Below are 650 nucleotides of genomic sequence, written 5' to 3'. Positions count from 1 at the left end.
ACCTTTAATAAACCCGAAGAAAGATCAATATCTCCCAGTCTTATGCCAATCAATTCACTACGGCGAATTCCGGTTGAGTAGAATAGTTCGACCATCAATTTATTCCGAAGCTCCTCAAAACCCTCGGTCGGAATATTCTGTAGTGCTGTGTTAATTTCTGATTCTGAGAATGGCACCTGTAACTTGCGTGTAGTTTTTAAAGCCCGGTGTTTTGCCAAAGGAGAAATTTCAAGCTGCTTTGTTTTTAGCAAAAATCGATAGTACGCTTTTATAGAAGATACCTTACGGTTTACGCTGGAATTGGAAAGCCCCTGCTCCACCAGGTTTACTACCCAACTCCTCACCTGGGATGGATTTACTTCTTTTAGATCTTCCTCCTCGTATGTAGAGGAAATAAAACCGGCGAAGGTCAAAAGATCTGCCCGATAGGCAGTAATGGTGTGTTCTGAATTCTTTTTTTCAAGTTCCAGGTAATCGAAGAATTTTGAAAAGTCATTTTGAGGCATAAAAAAACTGTTGACAGGCAAAGTTAGAAAACTTTGACCTACCAACAGTTATTATTGTATACCTAAGAACTCAGGCTTAGGAATTGATACTAGATCTCTTCCTGATCTCTTAGATGCTGTATGTAAGCAGCTTTTTGGATTTGA

General features: G+C 39.4%; 1 protein-coding gene. It reads right to left on the bottom strand.

The genetic code is table 11. The features are described from left to right. On the bottom strand, positions 1-506 hold a 506-nt coding region (locus HC175_RS16135; RefSeq protein ID WP_168139426.1), incomplete at its 3' end, for a site-specific integrase. Between the last annotated feature and the right edge of the window lie 144 nt (positions 507-650).

It is taken from the genome of Salinimicrobium oceani (assembly GCF_012037645.1).
This window is presented reverse-complemented; position numbering and strand designations above follow the sequence as displayed.